This window comes from Pseudomonas sp. Nvir (genome assembly GCF_963778085.1).
Lineage (GTDB): Bacteria > Pseudomonadota > Gammaproteobacteria > Pseudomonadales > Pseudomonadaceae > Aquipseudomonas > Aquipseudomonas juntendi.
The window spans coordinates 3,127,607-3,144,566 of record NZ_OY970405.1; the positions used below are offsets into that span (position 1 = coordinate 3,127,607).

Consider the following 16,960-nt stretch of genomic DNA (forward strand, 5'->3'; position numbering starts at 1 on the left):
TATTCGCGGGTTTCCAGTACCCTTGAGCAGGGCACGATCAGCAGCGCGGACTTGCCGGCACCTCAGCCTTGCAAACCTTATCGCTGTGCATCAAGCCGCTGCAAACAGCTCATTGGCGATCTGCGCCTGTGCGGCGTCAAGCGCCTGTGTACGCTGCTCCGGGCCGTAGGCCAAGCCGTGAGCGCGCACGATTTCCAGGTCGGTGACACCAATGAAGCCCAGGAACACCTTGAGGAAGTCTTCATGCCCAGCACCCGTTGGCTGGCCAGCGTGCAGGCCACCCGCGGTGGAAACCAGCACTACTTTCTTGTTACCGCAAAGCCCCTCAGGGCCCGCCTCGGTGTAGCGGAAGGTCTTGCCGGCCACCGCAACGCGGTCGATCCAGGCCTTGAGCTGGGTCGGCACGCTGAAGTTGTACATCGGCGCGCCTATCACCACGGCATCGGCGGCCAGGAATTCTTCCAGGGTCTCGGCGCTGAGCTTGGCCTCGAATGCCTGGGCGGCGTCGCGTACATCTTCCGGGGTGCCAGCGGCTACCAGCGTAGCAGCAGAGAAGTGTGCAATGGCATCGGCAGCCAGGTCGCGGTACACCACTTCAACGCTGGGGTCTGCGGCTTTCCAGGCTTCGACCACCTCGCGGCTCAACTGGCGGGATGCGGAATTGTCACCCAGGATGCTCGAATCGATGTGCAACAGTTTCATGGGACTCTCCTGTGAATGAAGACCGCATCACTTGGCGATCACGATGGGTAGAATCCTACCGGAGTGATTAATGACTGATAAGCTGCAGAAAATGCGTTAGTTTGTCTCATGAGTGGAACAATGAGACCTGTTCATGCAAGACCTCAATGACCTTTTCTATTTCGCCCGCGTAGTGGAAGCCGGCGGTTTTGCTGCAGCGGGGCGCCAGCTGGGCATTCCCAAGTCACGCTTGTCCCGGCGCATCGCCGAGCTCGAAGAGCGCCTGGGCACCCGCCTGCTGCAGCGCACCACCCGGCAGTTGAAACTCACCGCAGTGGGCGAGCGCTATCTGCATCACTGCCAGGCCATGCTGCTGGAGGCCGAAGCCGCCGATGAAACGGTGGCCAGCATGAGCAGCGAACCACGCGGGCGCTTGCGTGTGTCCTGCCCCGTGGCGCTGGCCCACGCGTTTCTGCCGCAGGTGATCAGCCGCTTTCTCGAGCAGTACCCGCTGGTGCAGTTGGACATGGTACTGCTCAACCGCCGGGTGGACCTGATTTCCGAAGGTATCGACGTTGCCCTGCGCGTGCGCGACCTGGGCGATGAAGACCCGGCCTTGGTCACCCGCCGCCTGCGCCAGGCGCAAATGCAGCTGGTTGCCGCCCCAGGCTTCGCCGACCACATCCGCGACCCTGACGAACTGGCGACGTTGCCGGTACTGGGCGCCGCCGAGGCAGACCGGCTGGTGCACTTTCGCCTGCTGGGCCCCAACGGCAAGCAACAGGACCTGGCCCTGGAGCCACGCCTGGCGATCGACGATTTCGTAGTACGTAATGCCGCTGTACGGGCTGGCTTGGGCTTTACTGCATTACCCAGCATGTTTTGCGAGGCGGAGCTGGAACGCGGCGAGCTGGTACGCCTGCTGCCTGAGTGGTCGCTGCCAGGTGGCTACCTGCAGGCGGTGTACCCGCACCGGCGCGGCCTGTTGCCGGCTGTACGGGTGTGGATCGACCATCTGGCGGCATCATTCGAGGCGTGTGGGGAGCGATACGTATGAACGCGAACATGAGCGAAGCCGAAGTAGCGGCATTCTGCCTGGAGCTGCCGGGTGCCCAGGAAGACTACAAGTGGGGCGGTATCCGGGTTTTCTCGGTGGCCGGCAACAAGATGTTCGCGGTACTCGACCTGGCCGGCGCAGGGCTGTCGTTCAAGGTGGCCGACGATTTGTTTCTCGGCTATTGCGACCGCCCTGGAGTGCGACCTGCGCCTTACCTGGCACGGGCACGCTGGATCAGCATGGCGCCGCCCTACCCCATGGGCCGGGACGAATTGCGTGACTTGCTGCAGCGTTCGCACCAGCTGGTGGTGCGACGGTTACCGAAGCGGTTACAGGTGGGTTTGCTGCTGTAATACCGCCTGCCCCCCCGCTTCGGGACCGCACTTCACCCTAAAGGCAGAAAGCGCCCACCGAAAAACAGCCAGTCGACCCAGAACACCTGGTGCAACAGCACAATCGCCCAGAACAGCAGCTGGTACGAAAGCTTGCGCGTCTTATGCCGGAACAGCTGCTGCGCCAGCAACGCACCCGGCCAGCCACCCAACAGCTCGCTGGCATGCAGCACTTTCTCGGGCGTGCGCCAGGCCTGCTGACGTGCCTGGTGTTTGTCCTGCCAGTACAGCATGACGCTGACCAGGCTCATCGCCGGGTACAGCGCCAATGGCCACCAGGCCTGGTCGAGCCAGGCCATGCGAGCCGCGCCCAGCCCTGGCAGCACGCACAACACGGCCAGCACCAGCAGTTTCAGGCGCAGGTTGCGTACCCCGTCCAGCGGCGCGGCACGCCGTAGCTCAGCCATGAACCGAGGTCCAGTTGACCCAGCCGAACTGCCAGGTAGCCAGGATGAACAGGCCGAACACGATGCGATACCAGGCAAACGCGGCATAGCTGTGGTTGGCAATGAACTTGAGCAGCGCACGCACGGCGATCATGGCGAAAATGAACGACGTGACGAAACCGATGGCGAACACCGGCAAGTCATCCGGTTGGAACAGGTGGCGGTACTTGTAGCCCGAATACACGGCCGCGCCGATCATGGTCGGCATGGCGAGAAAGAACGAGAACTCGGTGGCCGCTTTGCGCGACAGACCGAACAGCAGCCCGCCGATGATGGTCGAGCCCGAACGCGATGTGCCGGGGATCATCGCCAGGCACTGCACGAAGCCTATTTTCAGCGCATGGCTCCAACGCATGTCGTCGACATGGTCAACTTCTACCCGATGCGTGCGCCGCTCGGCCCACAACATGATCACCCCACCCACCACCAGCGCTGCCGCCACGGTGACCGGGTTGAACAGGTACTCGTGGATCAGGTCGGCGAACAGTACGCCCAGTACGACCGCAGGCAGGAATGCCAAAAACAGGTTACCGGTAAAGCGCCGTGCCTTGGGTTGGCTGCGCAAGCCGAAAACCACTTCGCAGATCCTGCTGCGAAACTCCCACATCACGGCCAGGATCGCAGCCAGCTGGATGATGATGTTGAAAGCCATGGCCCGTTCACCGCCAAAACCGATCACGTCGGCGACGATGATCTGGTGGCCGGTACTGGAAATCGGCAGAAACTCCGTCAGCCCCTCTACTACGCCCAAGATGATTGCCTGGAAGGCAGTCCAAAAATCCATCATTCCCCCGGTGGAGCGCTGCTCGCAGCAGGCTCCTTGTTCTTGATCTATTGACGATTGCCGCACGCGGACCGGCTTTTTACAGCGACTGTTGGGACCAGCGCCAGTGGAAAAGTTCACGGCGGCTAAAGGTTTCATCTTGCGCGGCCGAAATCCTGTCAGAGCACCTTTGCAAATCCGTTACGCAACCTTCTGCAGACTGTGACAAAGATAGCACTTAGCCATTAGTCGAGTGGGGCATGGCTGCAAACCGTGCTTGGATGCAGCTGAATAAAAAGAACAATGGGGGAGCGGCTGGATGAACACTTTGAGATCAATGTCGATCAGCCAACGCCTGTGGCTGATCCTGGTGGTGGCGGTGGCCATGCTGGTGGTGCTGGGGCTGCTGATGCTGCGCCAGATCCACGGCGACCTGTACCAGGCCAAGGCCGAAAAGACCCGCCATGTGGTGGAAACCGCTGCAGGGGTACTGGCCTATTACCAAGGGCTGGAGGCAGCCGGCACGCTCAGCCGTGAAGCCGCCCAGCAGCAAGCGCTGCAAGTTGTCCGGGGGCTGCGCTACGACCACGACGATTATTTCTGGATCAACGACTTGGGGCCGAAGATGATCATGCATCCGACCAACCCCAAGCTCGACGGCCAGGACCTGTCAGCCATCCGCGACCCCGACGGCTTTGCCGTGTTCAATGAGATGGTCGCCCTGGCGCGCCAGCACGACGCGGGTCCGGTCAACTACCGCTGGCCCAAGCCCGGGGCGAGCGAGCCGGTGGCCAAGACCTCCTACATACAGCTGTTCAAGCCATGGGGCTGGATCATCGGGTCGGGCGTGTACGTCGATGACGTGCAGGCCGAATTCGCCCGCCAGTTGCGCGATGCCTCGCTGGTTGGCCTGGGCATTGCCCTGCTGATGGCGCTGGTGGTGATGCTGATCGCCCGCAGCATTGCCCGCCCCCTTCAGGAAGCGGTGCAGGCCATGGGCAATATCGCCAGTGGCGAAAGTGACCTGACCCGGCGCCTGGACACCCATGGTCGCGACGAAATCACCCGCCTTGGTGAACACTTCAACCGCTTCAATGGCAAGCTGCAGGGCGTGGTCGGCCAATTGCAAGGGGCCGCCCATGCGCTGGCCCAGTCGGCCGGGCATGTGGGTGACAATGCCCGGGCCGCCGAGCAGCGCAGTGCCCAGCAGTCGTTGCAGATGGACCAGGTGGCTACCGCCGTGAACGAAGTGACCTACGCCGTGCAGGACGTGGCCAAGACGGCCGAACAGGCTGCCGGGGAAATGCACAGCGCCCAACTGCAGGTCACGCAGGGCCAGCAAGCCATCCACGGCAGCCTGGCGCAGATCGACCGGCTGTCCCTGACCATCGACCAGGCTGTGCAAGTGATCCGCGACCTGGCCGGGCACAGCACGCGCATCGGCGGCGTGCTCGACGTGATCCGTTCGATTGCCGAGCAAACCAACCTGCTGGCGCTGAACGCCGCCATCGAGGCGGCCCGGGCCGGGGAGCAAGGCCGCGGCTTTGCCGTGGTCGCCGACGAGGTGCGCCTGCTGGCACAGCGCACCGCGCAGTCCACGGCCGAGATCCATACCATGATCGAGCACCTGCAAAGCCAGTCGGACGCCGCTGTGCGGGCAATCGACACCAGCAGCGAAGCCTCGCGCCAGACCGTCGAACAGGCCCGCGAGGCCGGCGCCAGCCTGGACGCCATCAACCAGGCGCTGAACAACCTCACCGCCTTGAATGCGTCCATTGCCAGTGCCACCCTGCAGCAGGCGCATGTGGTCGAAGAGATCAACCGCAACGTACTGGACACTGCCGGGCTGTCCCAGCAAACCGCCGATGCGGCGCGCCAGTCCAGCGATGCGGGGGTGGCCTTGGGCCAGTTGAGCGAAGAACTGGAGCAGTTACTGCGCCAGTTCCGCGTGTAGTACGGGCTGCCGGCGGGCGCGGCTACACCTTCGCCCGCCGAACAGCTACAATCGCGCCCCTTCCCCGCAGCCTCCAAGGATCGCCGATGTCCGGCCTTGAACTCATCGCCGCCGTCCTCGGCGTCATCGCTGTCTGGCTCACGGTCAAGCAGAACGCCTGGTGCTGGCCGATCGGCCTGGTCATGGTGATGATCTATGGCTGGCTGTTCTATGAGGTGAAGCTGTATTCGGGCATGTTGCTGCAACTGGCCTACGCCCTCCTGCAACTGTACGGCTGGTGGCAATGGCAACGCCCCGACCGCGCTGAAGACGCCCGCCAGGTCTCGCGCTTGCAAGGCCCGGCGCTATTTGCCGGCCTGGCCGTCGGGGTGCTGCTGAGTGCCGCCCTGGGCGCGGCCATGGCCCACTGGACCGACGCCGCCATGCCGTGGCTGGACGCGACCCTGACCGGCTTCAGCCTGGTGGCACAACTGTGGATGGCGCAAAAGCGCCTGCAATGCTGGGCCCTCTGGGTTGTGGTCGACACCCTGTATGTCGGCCTGTACCTGCACCAGCAGCTGTATTTCACGGCAGGCTTGTTCGCCGTTTTGACCCTCATAGCCGTACGCGGCTGGCTGGAATGGCGGCGAGACCCGGCATTGGTGCAGCCATGAGCACGGTGCAGGCGACGAAAGTACTGGTGCTGTGCGGCCCCGAGTCCAGCGGCAAAAGCTGGCTCAGCGGGGTGATCCAGGCGCATTTTGGCGGTTTGGTGGTGGCCGAATACGTGCGTCACTTCATCGAGCAGGAGCGCCGGGATACCTGCTACGCCGATATCCCCAGCATTGCCCGTGGCCAACTGGCATGGGAAGACCAGGCCCGCGAGCAGGCGCCCCCCTTGCTGATCCTCGACACCCACCTGCTCAGCAACATGCTCTGGAGCCATGCCCTGTTCGGCGACTGCCCGGCCTGGCTGGAACAGGCCCTGCTCGCCCGGCATTACGACCTGCATCTTTTGCTAAGCCCACAAGGCGTGGAATGGGTCGCCGACGGCCAGCGCAGCCAGCCGGACGTGCGCGATCGGCAACGCTTTTTCGAAGACAGCCGGGCCTGGTTGCAGCAGCATGGCCAGCCCCACCAGATAATTGAAGGGAGTTGGCCACAGCGCCAGTTGTTGGCCCTGGAAGCGGTGGCTAGGCTCCTTGATAGCGATAAGCCAGCCTACCCTGCCGAGTGTTAAGCCACTGACACAGCCCCCTGCGGTACAACCCCCGAAACCAGGCGGCTGCTCCCACTAGCAGGGTGAGTGTCAAGCGGGTGAAACACCGCTGCGAAATCTCCCTTCAGGCGACGCCACAGCAGGCCCGCCCGGCCATGCCGGTGTGCAACTGTTTCACGGCTGACACACCACACCCCACCTGCGTCTTAGCTGTCATCGCCAAGCGCCTGATTTTCATACCAATTCAAAAAGCGGCACACCTTCTGCTCTGTCCTTCGCATCGCTGATCAGGCCCAGCGCTCAAAGAAGGAAGTGCCGTCGTGAGGAAAACAGCCAACCACCTTTATCACGCCTTGCTGATGGGCTGCGTACTGGGGTCACTGAGCCTGACGGCGCAGGCCGACAAGGGGATCATCACCATCACCCGCGACGTGCAGGTGCGCAACGCAACCGTTCCCCCCCTGCGGCCCGATCCCAATCCGACCACGGTCAACGCCAACCCCTCTGCCTATGTGCTCAAGCAGACCAACGAGCTGAGCGACGGCGACTTCGCCGCCATCAGCAGCGGCGCTGGCATCAGCAACATGATCACCCAGCAGACCAACAACCTGGGCGGCAACCTCGGCAACCAGAACCAGTTGCCCAACCTGGCCGGCGGCCGCGGTACCGGTGGTTCCGGTAACGGCATCGCCAACATGGTCAACTCCAGCGTGCAACGTGGCCTGGCGCCGCTGCAAATCCTGACCGGCGGGGGCAAGTGAGATGAAGTACATGCTGCTGATGCTGGCTGCGGTGTGCAGTGCGCCCGCCTTCGCCCAGTCCCCCGTTCCGGTCATCAACAACGCTGACATCGACAGTTCCGGCAGCCGCTACCAAGGCAACCTCAGCGTCAACCAGGCCGCCGGGGACCAGCAGCAGCAGGCCAATGCCCGCGCCATCGCCGTTGGCCCCGAGGCCAACGCCAGTACCCAGATCCGCCAACAGCTCAACACCCCCGCCGACCCGAGGATGGACGCCCGCGCGACCATTCAGGGCAACGCTTTCAGTAACGGCAGCGGCGCCCTGGGGGTGAACCAGAGTGCAGGCGCCAACACCCAGCAAGCCAATGCCATGCGCATCAGCATTGGCGCACAACCGCAAAGCATCGACGACAGCGTCCTCATGCAACAGAACGTGACGCTGCACAACAACTCCGGAGCAACGGATATCCCAGCCGGCTATCGCCAGGTCACCACCAGTGACCAGGCCTTCACCGGTAGCCGTGGGGTGATCCAGTTGAACCAGAGTGCCGGGGTGGGAAACCGCATGGCCAACACCTTGAGCATCCGGGTCGCGGACTGACCCTTTCAGTTAAGAACGACACTTAACCTACTAGAGTACGGAGAATCACCATGAAACCCTCGATGGCAATCAAGCCTCTGGTTTTCGCAATTGCTGCGGTCATGGCTGTTGCTGTACAAGCTGGGCAAAACGACCGGCGCGGTGACTACCATAATGGCAACAACAATGGCCAGCACACGCCTCCTGCCACCAAGATCCCGGTGTATGCAACCGCCAATGCCTGGGACACTCAAACCAGTACCAACAACCGCATCACCAACCAAGGCACCATCAACGAAGCCGAGATGAGCGACTCGGGCACCGGCTCCAGCGGCAACGTCGGCATCAACGTCGCGGCCGGTAACGGCAACCAGCAGGACAACGCTGCAGCCATCGCCAACGCCGGCTCCGAATCGAGCCTGGACAACAGCTTCGTGTTCGGCATGGCCAACGCCACGGCCGACGTGGTGCAAACCAGCCGCAGCAACCGGGTAGACAACTACTCGACGCAATCGTCGGCGCTGATGAGCGGCTCGGCCAGCGGGGCTGAAGGCAACATCGGCATCAACGTGGCCGGTGGCGACCTCAACCAGCAGAAAAACACCATGGCCATCGCCAACACCGGCGCCCCATTGGGCAACGCCACGGCGACCGCCTCCGCCAACCAGTCCGGCCCAGGCCTGACGGTGAACAACGGCGCCGACCGCACCTACCGGGTAGACACGCTGACCTTCACCACTTCGGCCAGCGGCTCGAGCTCGCGTGATGGCACCTTCAACTCGAGCGATGACCGCAGCGCGTCGTCGAGCTTCAGCGTGGCCGGCTCGCAAAGCGCCAGCAACAGCGGCTCCAGCGGCTGGAACTCCAGCGGTTCGAGCAGCGCCAACGCCAGTGGCTCCAACAGTGCCAGCGCCAGCGGTTCCAACAGCTGGGGCATGAACGGTTCGGCCAGCGGTTCCAACAGCTCGTCCAGCAGTGCCAGCCTGAACGCCAGCCTGGCTGCAGCAGCCGACGCGACCCGCACGGTCACCACCGACGACGGCCGCCGCGAACGCTCGCGCACCAGCAGCTTCGATGGTTCGCTGAACGCCTCGCTGAACGCCTCGATCGACAAGTCGCACGAAAGTGCCTATGACTCGTCCTTCGAGAAGGCATTCGACTCGAACTACGACAAGTCGCACCAGTCCTCCTACGACAAGTCGCGCGATTCTTCGTACACCAAGTCTCATGAGTCCTCGTACGAAAATGCTTCCGCCTCTGACTTCTCCAAGTCTGGCGAGCAATCGCATCAGTCCTCCAACGACGTCGCCAAGAGCTACAGCGAAAGCAGTGCTTACGACTTGAGCAATACCGTGTCCTTCCAAGTGCTGACCCCGACCGGCTGGGCCAACCCTGTTACCAACACTGCAACCCTTAGCGGTTCGGTCAACGGTGGCAGCGGCAACCTGGGCGTGAACGTGGCCGCCGGTGTAGGCAACCAGCAGAGCAACTCGCTGGCCATCTCCAACACCTCGTTCTAACGCTGCAATCAAGGCCCCCTTCGGGGGGCCTTTCTTCAACAGAACAAGAAGGCATCCGATCATGCGCATTATCGCCTTGGCGTTTTTACTGTGCCTGGCCAGCGTGAGCGAAGCTGCACAAATGCCGCTGGCGGTATTGCCGGGCGGCGCCGTGGTGTTCAAACCCCTGCAAAGCGTGCGCGAGCGCAAGTTCGCCGACCTGGTGCAACAGAAAACCGACTTCAGCTGCGGTGCTGCTGCCCTGGCGACCATCCTGCGCCAGGCCTACTGGCTGGATGTGGACGAACACCAGATCATCGAAGGCATGCTGGCCCACGCCGACCAGGACCTGGTGCGCACCCAGGGCTTTTCGATGCTCGACATGAAGCGCTACGTGGAAAGCCTGGGCATGCGTGCCCGCGGCTACCGTGTAGCGCCCGATACCCTGCACAGCGTGCGCATTCCGGTGGTGGTGTTGATGGATGTGCGTGGCTACAAGCACTTCGTGGTCATGCAGAAAGTCGACAAGGGCTGGGTGTATGTCGGTGACCCGGTGCTGGGCCACAGGCGCTACAAGGTAGACGACTTCCTCAAGGGCTGGAACGGCATCATCTTCGCCGTGATCGGCCAGGGTTATGACAAGAACAATGTCTTGCTCGACCCGCCTCTGCCGCTGACCGCCAAGGGTCGAGTGAACAACTTCACCCCGGTGCAGGACGCAGAGCTGCTGGACTTTGGCTTCATCAAAAGCGACTTCTTCTAACGATACGTCCAATGATAAGGAGCATGACGCTCCCGGGAGCCCGCCATGAACAACCCCTTCCTGCTGGCATTGGCCTGCCTGGCTGCCAGCCTGCCGGTTCATGCAGAAACGTTCAAACCCATCGAACTGAAGGACCAGGAACTGGCAACTTTGCGTGGTCGCTACGTGATGCCGGGGCGCATCGTGAGCTTCGGCATCGTCATGAGCAGCACCTGGCAAAATGCCAAAGGCGACGTGATTGGCGCCAGCAGCAGCCTGCAGGTGCAAGCGTCGACAATCAAGCCACAATTCTATGTGTCGACGATCAATGAAAAAGGCACCGGCAGCGCGGCTGGGGCGGCCGCTGCGCCCGGGACCGGCAGCGTGACCGGCGGTGCCGGGCTGGCCACCAGCGAGGGCGTCACCCAGGTAGTGCGCGCCGCCGGTGATAACAACGGCGCATACAACAACGTCGACATCAACGTCACCAAGGCCAACCAGGCACCGGTGGTGCAACAGCAGGGCCAGGCGCTGGCCGCAGGCCAGACCGTAAATGCAGAAAACGGCGCCGGTTCGCTGAGTGTCTCGGCCAGCGGCGTGGGCGTGCAGCTGAACATCAACGCCAGCAACAACCAGGGCAGCAGCATGCAACGCCTGGCCCAGGGCGGCCTGATGCAGAACACCACGCTGCTGGGCAACGGCAACCTGGTCAGCAATGTCACCTCCCTCAACGTGGTCATGCGCGAGAGCGTGCCGACAGCGGCTTCGCTCAATGGCAGCCTCGATCAGCTCAAAGGCCTTCGCACTTTCGGATACTGATCTACGCTCAGTCTCATCAAAAGTAGTTGGAAGGGACGGCAACTCCATGCACCGATCTTTTACGCTCAAGGCTTTTGTTTGTCTGACTACCCTGGCCCCGGCCACATTGCTGTATGCCGCTGCCGACCCGCAGGTCGAGGCACTGAAGCAGGAACTGACCGAACTCAAGCGCCGGTATGAGGCCCAGCAGCAAGCGTTGATGGTGCTGGAACAACGCGTGCGCCAGGTTGAAGAAGCCCCGGCGGCGGCCCCACCCAAACGGCTGGTCAAGTCGCCTGCCGAAGGCGTGAAGGGTGGCCAGACGGTAGCGTCCGGCGCCCCTGGCACCACCGGCAGTTCCTATGGCCAGGCCCTGGCTGCCGACTCGGAGCCGGCGCAGAGCGTGTCCAACCTGTATGACGAGGCCAGCGGCTTCTTCGGTGGCGGCAAGTTCAGCTTCGAGACCGGCCTGACCTATACCCACTACGACACCCGTGCACTGACCCTCAACGGGTTCCTGGCGCTGGACTCGATTTTCCTGGGCAGCATCAACCTCGACCGCATCAAGGCCGACAACTGGACCTTGGACATGACCGCGCGCTACAACCTGGCGCAACGTTGGCAGTTCGACATCAACGTGCCGGTGGTGTACCGCGAATCCACCTACTCGTCCGGCGGTGCCGGCGGCTCGGGCGCGGCCACCTCCGATGCCACCGTCACGCGTGACCCGGAAATCGGCGATATCAACGTTGGCGTGGCCTACAAGTTCCTCGACGAAGACGAAACCTGGCCGGATGCCGTGGCCACCCTGCGGGTCAAGGCGCCGACCGGCAAGGACCCTTATGGCATCAAGCTGCGCGAGGTGGACGGCAACAACAACCTGGCGGTACCGGACAGCCTGCCGACGGGCAACGGCGTGTGGTCGATCACCCCAGGCATCTCGCTGGTCAAGACCTTTGACCCGGCCGTGCTGTTCGGCAGCCTGTCCTACACCTACAACATGCAGGACTCGTTCAGCGACATCAGCCCGCAGGTCAACAGCAAGGTTCCGGGCGACGTCAAGCTTGGCGACTCCTGGCAAATCGGCGGGGGCATCGCGTTCGCGCTCAACGAGAAGATGAGCATGTCGTTCTCGGTGTCGGACCAGTTTGCCCGCAAGAGCAAGATCAAACCGGATGGCGGTGACTGGCAGTCGATTTCCAACAGTGACTACAACGCCGCCAACTTCAACATCGGCCTGACCTTCGCCGCCAGCAACAACCTGACCATCGTGCCCAACTTGTCCATCGGACTGACCGACGACGCCCCGGACTTTTCCTTCAGCCTGAAATTCCCCTACTACTTCTGACCTATGCCATCAGCCGGGCCCGCGACTACGGGCCCGACTTTGGTAACCACCCTTGTAGCGCCCGCCCTCCCGCCCGCCCGCCTGTTATCATTCAGCACAGTTTCATGACGATTCAATGGCAAAAGGGAAGTTTTTGTGAAGAACCTGTCCGACCACCCACAGGCCCGGCTTGCCGCTCTGGCAGGCCTGCTGTTGGTGATCCCACTGGGTGCGCGCGCCATGCTGGGTTGGTCCAACCCACTGGGCTACCTGTCAGACCTCGCCCTTGGCAGCCTGCTGCTGTTACTGCTGCAGCGCCGCCCGTGGTGGCTGGCGCTGCCGGTGTTGCTGGCCTGGGCGGCCCTGTGGGTCGCCTCGGCCGAACTGGTCAGCGCGGTGGGCCGTTTGCCAACCAGCGCCGACCTGGCCTACCTGGCCGACCCGCAGTTCATGGAAAACTCCACCGGCGGCGGCCTGGCCCATGCCTGGCTGCCCTGGCTGATGGGTGGCGGCCTGCTGGCCTGGCTGGTGCTTGCCTGGCGCAGCCGTGCACAGCGCGGCCGGGCACTGCCGCGCAAGGCCTGGGCCATCCCGGTCGTGCTGTTCGGCGCCCATTGGGGCAGCCAGCAACTGGCACCTTCTGATGCCGACCAGTGGCGGCAATACAACCTGGGCCATCAGTTGCTGTCTGCCGGGGTGGGCCAGGTACAGCGCCAGGCCGATGAGTGGCTGGGCACTTCCCAGCCCTTCACCCCCCTGCCTAGCATTGGCCTGACACAATCCGACCTGCACGGGCAACGACTGCTGGACGGCCCGGGCCGTGCGCGCAATTTGCTGGTGATCACCCTGGAAGGCATCCCCGGCGCTTACCTGCGGCCCAACCGTCAGGCGTTGAACAGCCCCTTCGACGAAGAGCTCATGCCCAAGCTCAGCAGGTGGGCCGAGCGCGGCATGAATACCCCGGACTACGTACTGCACACCCACCAGACCATTCGTGGGCTGTACGCCATGCTGTGTGGCGACTACGACAAGCTGGCCAACGGCACCCCCAAGGGCGTTGAGCTGCTGACCCAGAACGAACGGAACCAGGCCTGCCTGCCGGCGCAGTTGCGCCAGGCCGGGTTCACCACCCATTACCTCCAAGGTGCGGGCCTGCGCTTCATGGCCAAGGACCGCATCATGCCGCATGTCGGTTTCGAGGCTGTACATGGCCTGGAGTGGTTTGCCAACAAGAACTACCTGGACTTCCCCTGGGGCAAGGATGACCGCGCATTCTTCGAGGGCGCCTTGAGCTACGTGGGCCATTTGCAGCAGCAGGACAAACCCTGGATGCTCACGTTGCTGACCGTCGGTACCCACCAGCCCTATTCCGCGCCGGCCGAGTACCTCGAACGGTTCGACACGCCGAAACAGGCGGCAGTGGCCTACCTGGACGACGCGGTTGCGGCGTTCCTCGACAGCCTCGAACACCAGGGGGTACTCAAGGACACGCTGGTGGTGCTGACCTCCGACGAGTCGCATGGCATCGACGGTGTGCGCCTGGCGTCCTCCTGGGGCTTCAACCTGACCCTGGCCCCGGAGCAGGCCCAATTGCCACGGCTCAAGCAAGGGACTTATGGCCACATCGACCTTGCCGCTTCACTGCTCGACTACTTCTCGCTGCCGATCCCCATGGCCCTGGGCGGTCGCTCGCTGTACCGCGACTACGACACCGGCCGCGAAATGATCGCCTACACCAACGGCATGCTGCGCTACCACAATGGCCAAGGGGTGTTTACCGAGTGCGATTTTCAACAACGGTGCCGGCGCTACGCCAGTGAGGGCTTCATCGCCGGGCAGGCCCGCTACCTTGGCAGCGGCGACAACCTGCTCGGGCAGCAGATCGGTGCCCTGGCCGGCGTGCTCGACCAGTCGCTGCTGCAGACGCCGCTGAACCTGCGCTACCAGTTTGGCGGCCCTGCGCCGATCAGGCTGCGCAAGCACATTCAGGATGATTGGGCCGACAACCTGATCGGTGCCCAGTACCTGGAAATGCCAGGGGGCTCGCGTACCCGGGTACGCATCAAGGTCCGCTCGCTGGACCCGAGGCACGTGGCCTATATCCAGCTCAAGGCCAAGCAACTGGAACAGGACGTACCGCTGGGCCTGCCTGCCGAGGTGCAAGTCACCACCGATCAGCCACTGGAGATGGACTTCCGCTTCGACAACCCGACCGATCGCAAGGCGTTTTCCTTCCACTTGCTGGGTTATGGCGGCGGCCAGGTGGAAGTCAGCGACTTCAGCGTGATAACCGCGCTGCCTGGCGATGAAGAGGCAGCCGAGGAACTGGGTGACGAGCCTATCGCCCATTCTGGCTGAACAGGCGACAGCTCTGCGGTGCGTGGCACCGCCTACGCGGGTGTGCGCGGCGGTTTAACCGCGCACACCCAGCATTCCGCGTTCGACAATGAAATCGATCACTGCCTGCAGCCCCTCACCTTTCTTCAGGTTGCTGAAGGTCCATGGGCGCTGTGGGCGCATGCGCTGGGTATCGCGCTCCATCACCTCCAGCGAAGCCCCCACATACGGTGCCAGGTCTGTCTTGTTGATCACCAGAAAGTCGGACTTGGTGATGCCCGGGCCACCCTTGCGCGGAATCTTCTCGCCCTCGGCTACGTCGATCACGTAGATGGTCAGGTCGGCCAGCTCCGGGCTGAATGTGGCGCTGAGGTTGTCACCGCCACTTTCCACGAAAATGACTTCGAGGTTGCCGAACTTGCGCGCCAGCGCCTCGACCGCCGCCAGGTTCATGGAGGCGTCTTCGCGAATCGCCGTGTGCGGGCAGCCGCCGGTTTCCACCCCGACGATGCGCTCCGGCTCCAGCGCGCCGGCTTCGGTGAGGATGCGCTGGTCTTCCTTGGTGTAGATGTCGTTGGTGACCACGGCAATCTGGTAGTGATCGCGCATGGCTTTGCACAGGGCTTCGAGCAGTGCGGTCTTGCCGGAGCCGACCGGGCCGCCGACACCGACGCGCAGGGGTTGTTGATAGCTATGCATGCAGGCAGTCCTCAAGAACGGAACAAACGGGTGTATTGGGTTTCGTGACGCGATGAGGCAATGGCCAGCAACGGCAGGCCACCCCCGAGCTGGTCGTCGCCCAGGGTCAGGGCCTGGTCGATGGCTGCGGGCAAATCGGTGGCCAGGTCACGCAGCAGGGTCTGGGCCGCCTGCTGGCCGAACGGCACCAACTTGACACCGGCCATGACCGCGCCCTCCAGCCAGGCAAAGCCATGCCCCAGGGCCAGTTGGCGCAAGGGGATGGCCCAGTGCACAGCCAACCAGGCCATGCCGCCCAACTGGGTCAGCTCGAGGCTGGTACGCCACGCCGGCGCCTGGCCCAGCTGCCAGCCGTCGAGTAGCCGTGCCAGGGCCGCCCCGCGCTGCTGTTCTTCCAGGCGCAGCTCGGCGGTTTCACGGTTGGCCAGCAAAAAGCGGCTCCAATGAGCGAAGGCCTGCGCATCCTCGGCCTGGCAGGCCTGGTACAAGCGGGCGAGCACCGGCCAGTCCAGGCCGACCAGGGTGTCGTGCAACTGCTCACGCTGCCACGCAGTGAACCCGTGCACATCCCTTACCCAGCCCGCCTCCACGGCCCACTCCAGGCCCTGTGAATAGGTGAAGCCACCTACCGGCAGGCCTGGGCTGGCCAGTTGCAGCAGGCGCAGCAACGCCAGATCGCTGTTCATCAGCCGGCCAGTACCAGCGCGGCGCCGGCCAGCAGGCCACCGCCGAAAGCTTTTTGCAGGCCAGCATGGCGGCGCAGCAGGCAACCGACCGCAAAGCCGGCGGCCAGCAACAGCCCGCTGACCGTGACAAAGCCGGCGCTGAACTGCCAGAACGCGCTTGGCGTGGCCTCGACGCCATGCGCCCAGCCATGGAACAGCGCGAACACCGGCATCGCCAAGGCCAGCAGCTGTTGCCGGCCAGGCAGCAGCACGGCACCTGCGGCCACCAGCAGCGACACAGCGATCAGCGTTTCCATGCCCAGCACGTCCCCGAACAGATGCCCACATACCGCCCCGCCGAACATCGCGACCAGGGTCGCCAGTGGCAAAGTCAGGTTGCGCCGGGTCAGCGCCGCCAGTACGCCGGTGCCCAGCAGCATCAGCAGGTGGTCGAGCCCGGTCAGCGGGTGCAGAAGGCCGTCATGCAAGGGGTTGCTGTCATGCCCGGGGTGGGCGAAAGCCGGCACGGCCAGCATCAGCAGAAACAGGGCGAAAGTCTTTTTCATCGGTTGCTCCAGGGCAGTTCAGGAATGGGCAGGCAAGCGCACGAACGGGTGATCGTGGCCGTGAGCGTGGCTGTGGCTGTGTGACGCACTTTGGTAAGCGCCCGCTTCGGGCTCGAACGGGGCCTGCTCGGCCTCGACAGTCAGGCCCAGGCCACGCAGCATCTCGTCCAGCACATGGTCGTGCTGGAAGCGCAACAGGCCGGGCTCGATCTGCAGCGGGACATGGCGGTTGCCCAGGTGGTAGGCCGCGCGCGCCAGCAGGTGCGGGTCGGCACAGCGCACGGTGGACACCGCCTCGGGCGCTGCCAGCACGCGGATCAGCTGGGTGCCCTCGGCATCAGCCAACAGCTCGCCGCCACGCAGCAGGTGGCCACGCTCCAGCATCAGGCCGGCTTCGCGGCCATCGTCCAGCGTCACCCGCAGGCGACTCTTGATGCGGCTGTCCACATCGAGGGTGACGGTACCCGTGACAGCACGTGCGCCGGGTTCGGTAATCCGCTGGGTCAAGACAATCAT

General features: G+C 63.6%; 19 protein-coding genes. 12 read left to right on the plus strand and 7 right to left on the minus strand.

Going from position 1 to position 16,960, the window contains the following annotated elements:
- Positions 1-90: 90 nt before the first annotated feature.
- Positions 91-702, minus strand: a complete 612-nt coding sequence (locus AACG97_RS15055) for an FMN-dependent NADH-azoreductase (RefSeq protein WP_009685442.1) — start codon at positions 700-702, stop codon at positions 91-93.
- A 133-nt stretch (positions 703-835) separates the two neighbouring features.
- Here AACG97_RS15055 and AACG97_RS15060 point away from each other — a divergent pair, with 133 nt between their 5' ends.
- Entirely contained in the window at positions 836-1,738 is a 903-nt protein-coding gene (locus tag AACG97_RS15060) for a LysR substrate-binding domain-containing protein (protein WP_115294290.1), read from the plus strand.
- An 8-nt stretch (positions 1,739-1,746) separates the two neighbouring features.
- Positions 1,747-2,091, plus strand: coding sequence for an MmcQ/YjbR family DNA-binding protein (locus AACG97_RS15065; protein ID WP_009685444.1), 345 nt, complete (start codon positions 1,747-1,749; stop codon positions 2,089-2,091).
- A gap of 32 nt (positions 2,092-2,123) precedes the next feature.
- Here AACG97_RS15065 and AACG97_RS15070 read toward each other — a convergent pair whose 3' ends face one another.
- Together AACG97_RS15070 and AACG97_RS15075 are read right to left on the minus strand one after the other, a co-directional pair.
- Positions 2,124-2,537, minus strand: coding sequence for a DUF1294 domain-containing protein (locus tag AACG97_RS15070; RefSeq protein WP_115294289.1), 414 nt, complete (start codon positions 2,535-2,537; stop codon positions 2,124-2,126).
- On the minus strand, positions 2,530-3,360 hold the full coding sequence (locus AACG97_RS15075; RefSeq protein ID WP_009685446.1) for an undecaprenyl-diphosphate phosphatase: 831 nt from the start codon (positions 3,358-3,360) through the stop codon (positions 2,530-2,532). Before AACG97_RS15075 ends, AACG97_RS15070 begins: the two co-directional genes overlap by 8 nt.
- Before the next feature lie 298 nt (positions 3,361-3,658).
- Between AACG97_RS15075 and mcpP the strand changes: the two genes are divergently transcribed.
- From mcpP to AACG97_RS15125, 10 genes are all read left to right on the plus strand, one after another.
- Positions 3,659-5,293, plus strand: coding sequence for a methyl-accepting chemotaxis protein McpP (gene mcpP / locus AACG97_RS15080; protein WP_225786216.1), 1,635 nt, complete (start codon positions 3,659-3,661; stop codon positions 5,291-5,293).
- Positions 5,294-5,379: 86 nt separating this feature from the next.
- Positions 5,380-5,946, plus strand: coding sequence for a nicotinamide riboside transporter PnuC (pnuC, locus tag AACG97_RS15085; RefSeq protein ID WP_197884950.1), 567 nt, complete (start codon positions 5,380-5,382; stop codon positions 5,944-5,946).
- Positions 5,943-6,512: an AAA family ATPase gene (locus AACG97_RS15090; RefSeq protein ID WP_009685449.1), complete on the plus strand. Its 570-nt coding sequence runs from the start codon at positions 5,943-5,945 to the stop codon at positions 6,510-6,512. Before pnuC ends, AACG97_RS15090 begins: the two co-directional genes overlap by 4 nt.
- Positions 6,513-6,850: 338 nt before the next feature.
- Positions 6,851-7,252, plus strand: a complete 402-nt coding sequence (locus tag AACG97_RS15095) for a hypothetical protein (protein ID WP_104148483.1) — start codon at positions 6,851-6,853, stop codon at positions 7,250-7,252.
- A 1-nt stretch (position 7,253) separates the two neighbouring features.
- Positions 7,254-7,832, plus strand: a complete 579-nt coding sequence (locus AACG97_RS15100; RefSeq protein ID WP_009685451.1) for a hypothetical protein — start codon at positions 7,254-7,256, stop codon at positions 7,830-7,832.
- Between the two features lie 50 nt (positions 7,833-7,882).
- Complete coding sequence (locus tag AACG97_RS15105) at positions 7,883-9,331, plus strand: heme utilization protein (RefSeq protein WP_232555067.1); 1,449 nt, start codon at positions 7,883-7,885, stop codon at positions 9,329-9,331.
- Between the two features lie 61 nt (positions 9,332-9,392).
- On the plus strand, positions 9,393-10,073 hold the full coding sequence (locus AACG97_RS15110; RefSeq protein WP_009685453.1) for a C39 family peptidase: 681 nt from the start codon (positions 9,393-9,395) through the stop codon (positions 10,071-10,073).
- A 45-nt stretch (positions 10,074-10,118) separates the two neighbouring features.
- A complete protein-coding gene (locus AACG97_RS15115) occupies positions 10,119-10,871 on the plus strand; it encodes a hypothetical protein (protein WP_009685454.1) in 753 nt (250 codons plus the stop codon).
- Between the two features lie 46 nt (positions 10,872-10,917).
- A complete protein-coding gene (locus AACG97_RS15120) occupies positions 10,918-12,198 on the plus strand; it encodes a hypothetical protein (RefSeq protein WP_029884820.1) in 1,281 nt (426 codons plus the stop codon).
- Positions 12,199-12,333: 135 nt separating this feature from the next.
- Positions 12,334-14,535, plus strand: coding sequence for an LTA synthase family protein (locus AACG97_RS15125; protein ID WP_225786218.1), 2,202 nt, complete (start codon positions 12,334-12,336; stop codon positions 14,533-14,535).
- A gap of 54 nt (positions 14,536-14,589) precedes the next feature.
- Here the strand turns inward: AACG97_RS15125 and ureG are convergent, their stop codons facing one another.
- The 4 genes from ureG to ureE are packed head-to-tail and all read right to left on the minus strand — an operon-like array spanning position 14,590 to position 16,960.
- Positions 14,590-15,213: an urease accessory protein UreG gene (gene ureG, locus AACG97_RS15130; protein WP_009685457.1), complete on the minus strand. Its 624-nt coding sequence runs from the start codon at positions 15,211-15,213 to the stop codon at positions 14,590-14,592.
- A gap of 11 nt (positions 15,214-15,224) precedes the next feature.
- Positions 15,225-15,899, minus strand: a complete 675-nt coding sequence (locus AACG97_RS15135; protein WP_009685458.1) for an urease accessory protein UreF — start codon at positions 15,897-15,899, stop codon at positions 15,225-15,227.
- Entirely contained in the window at positions 15,899-16,444 is a 546-nt protein-coding gene (locus AACG97_RS15140; RefSeq protein ID WP_115294286.1) for a HupE/UreJ family protein, read from the minus strand. The genes AACG97_RS15135 and AACG97_RS15140 overlap by 1 nt, the downstream gene beginning before the upstream one ends.
- 18 nt (positions 16,445-16,462) lie before the next feature.
- Positions 16,463-16,960 carry an urease accessory protein UreE gene (ureE, locus tag AACG97_RS15145; RefSeq protein WP_197884946.1) on the minus strand — a complete coding sequence of 166 codons (498 nt, stop codon included), beginning with the start codon at positions 16,958-16,960 and terminating at the stop codon, positions 16,463-16,465.

What these genes read in the sequence shown, in the direction of transcription:
- AACG97_RS15055 (WP_009685442.1), bottom strand. Translation starts at nt 702, where the DNA reads ATGAAACTGTTGCACATCGATTCGAGCATCCTGGGTGACAATTCCGCA.
- AACG97_RS15060 (WP_115294290.1), top strand. Translation starts at nt 836, where the DNA reads ATGCAAGACCTCAATGACCTTTTCTATTTCGCCCGCGTAGTGGAAGCC.
- AACG97_RS15065 (WP_009685444.1), top strand. Translation starts at nt 1,747, where the DNA reads ATGAGCGAAGCCGAAGTAGCGGCATTCTGCCTGGAGCTGCCGGGTGCC.
- AACG97_RS15070 (WP_115294289.1), bottom strand. Translation starts at nt 2,537, where the DNA reads ATGGCTGAGCTACGGCGTGCCGCGCCGCTGGACGGGGTACGCAACCTG.
- AACG97_RS15075 (WP_009685446.1), bottom strand. Translation starts at nt 3,360, where the DNA reads ATGGATTTTTGGACTGCCTTCCAGGCAATCATCTTGGGCGTAGTAGAG.
- mcpP (WP_225786216.1), top strand. Translation starts at nt 3,659, where the DNA reads ATGAACACTTTGAGATCAATGTCGATCAGCCAACGCCTGTGGCTGATC.
- pnuC (WP_197884950.1), top strand. Translation starts at nt 5,380, where the DNA reads ATGTCCGGCCTTGAACTCATCGCCGCCGTCCTCGGCGTCATCGCTGTC.
- AACG97_RS15090 (WP_009685449.1), top strand. Translation starts at nt 5,943, where the DNA reads ATGAGCACGGTGCAGGCGACGAAAGTACTGGTGCTGTGCGGCCCCGAG.
- AACG97_RS15095 (WP_104148483.1), top strand. Translation starts at nt 6,851, where the DNA reads ATGGGCTGCGTACTGGGGTCACTGAGCCTGACGGCGCAGGCCGACAAG.
- AACG97_RS15100 (WP_009685451.1), top strand. Translation starts at nt 7,254, where the DNA reads ATGAAGTACATGCTGCTGATGCTGGCTGCGGTGTGCAGTGCGCCCGCC.
- AACG97_RS15105 (WP_232555067.1), top strand. Translation starts at nt 7,883, where the DNA reads ATGAAACCCTCGATGGCAATCAAGCCTCTGGTTTTCGCAATTGCTGCG.
- AACG97_RS15110 (WP_009685453.1), top strand. Translation starts at nt 9,393, where the DNA reads ATGCGCATTATCGCCTTGGCGTTTTTACTGTGCCTGGCCAGCGTGAGC.
- AACG97_RS15115 (WP_009685454.1), top strand. Translation starts at nt 10,119, where the DNA reads ATGAACAACCCCTTCCTGCTGGCATTGGCCTGCCTGGCTGCCAGCCTG.
- AACG97_RS15120 (WP_029884820.1), top strand. Translation starts at nt 10,918, where the DNA reads ATGCACCGATCTTTTACGCTCAAGGCTTTTGTTTGTCTGACTACCCTG.
- ureG (WP_009685457.1), bottom strand. Translation starts at nt 15,213, where the DNA reads ATGCATAGCTATCAACAACCCCTGCGCGTCGGTGTCGGCGGCCCGGTC.
- AACG97_RS15135 (WP_009685458.1), bottom strand. Translation starts at nt 15,899, where the DNA reads ATGAACAGCGATCTGGCGTTGCTGCGCCTGCTGCAACTGGCCAGCCCA.
- AACG97_RS15140 (WP_115294286.1), bottom strand. Translation starts at nt 16,444, where the DNA reads ATGAAAAAGACTTTCGCCCTGTTTCTGCTGATGCTGGCCGTGCCGGCT.
- ureE (WP_197884946.1), bottom strand. Translation starts at nt 16,960, where the DNA reads ATGATTGTCTTGACCCAGCGGATTACCGAACCCGGCGCACGTGCTGTC.